This is a genomic window from Parabacteroides caeci, assembly GCF_023656795.1.
Taxonomy (GTDB): domain Bacteria; phylum Bacteroidota; class Bacteroidia; order Bacteroidales; family Tannerellaceae; genus Parabacteroides; species Parabacteroides segnis.
Genome location: NZ_JAMOKT010000150.1, coordinates 1 through 1,326, shown reverse-complemented (window position 1 = coordinate 1,326; position 1,326 = coordinate 1). Strand labels below are relative to the sequence as shown.

Annotated in this window: 1 pseudogene; it reads left to right on the top strand. The window is 44.3% G+C overall.

The features are described from left to right. Positions 1 to 193: 193 nt before the first annotated feature. Positions 194 to 1,114: pseudogene (locus NBH15_RS29130) on the top strand (IS3 family transposase); the annotation flags it as partial. Positions 1,115 to 1,326 lie beyond the last annotated feature (212 nt).

Genomic DNA, 1,326 nt, shown 5'->3' with positions numbered 1-1,326 from the left:
GCAAAGAGGTAACAGAGGAAGATTACAAAAAGTTACTGGGTGAGATCGCCTCTCTCAAGAAGGATTTAGCTCAGGAACGCCTTCGGGCTGACTTTTACGAAGAAATGGTGGCCTTTGGCAAAGAAGTTTATGGTATCGACCTAAAAAAAGCTGGCACCAAGTAGCATCCAGGCTTCACACCAGGGACAAGAGGCTTTACGGCATTGTCCCTATGTGTCGTCTGCTTGGTGTAAGTAAACAAGCCTACTATAAACATGTGGATAAATTAATGTTCAAATTAGCCAGGGAATCCTTTGTGATTGAATTTATTAAAGAAGTACGTCAGAAAGCTCCCGGCATCGGTGGCAATAAGCTTTGGTTGATGTACCGTCGCAGGTTCGGAGAAGAAGACAGCGTTGGCTACAATCGTTTCTATGACATCATAGAACGATATGGCTTGAAAGTACGTAAGCGCAGGCGGCGTATTGCAACAACGGACTCCAACCACGACCTTCCGCTTTATCCGAATCTGGTTAAAGAGTTGATACCCAGTCGCCCTTGCCAGGTGATAGTTAGCGACATAACCTATATACCTCTTTGGGTAAACCCTGTTACGGGTGAATATACATTCTGTTACCTTTCGCTGGTGACGGATTATTATACGAAAGAAATCGTAGGATATAGCGTAGGGGAGACATTAGAAACGATATATCCTCAGGAGGCCCTGGAAATGGCCATCAGACATTATGCCGGCAAAGACCTCTCAGAGTTAATCCATCACTCCGATCGTGGTGTACAATATGCCAGCTATGCTTATACGGGCCGTTTGAAAGATTGCCAAATACGCATAAGCATGACAGAGAGTGGAAATCCCAAGGATAATGCGGTAGCCGAGCGTGTGAACAATACCATAAAGAATGAACTGCTTAAAGGAATGGTATTCTATCGGATCCGGGAAGTAAAGGCAGCCGTTAAAGTTGCTGTGGAGTTTTACAATCACGAACGCCCTCACTGGAGCCTGGACGGAATGACACCTTCCGAGGCCGCCGAAGGTGAAGGAGAGCTGAAGAAAAGATGGATAAGTTACCGTGAGAGAGCTATTAAAAGGCTGAAAGAGATGGGGATGACAGGATAGATCTTCCATTAAGTAAGGACTGATTATAACCTAAGACTCTTTGGAGGCTTCGCGCCTCCAGCCGTATGGCAAACCTCCGCGGTGGTTTTTTCATTACCCGTTTGGAGTGAATAGAGATTTTGATTATTTTTGCGAAAAACTGGCAGGTAGAGTTAACCTGTTTCATAAATAAGCAAGAAATAAGTCAACCGTTATTATTATTAAGTTTAAAC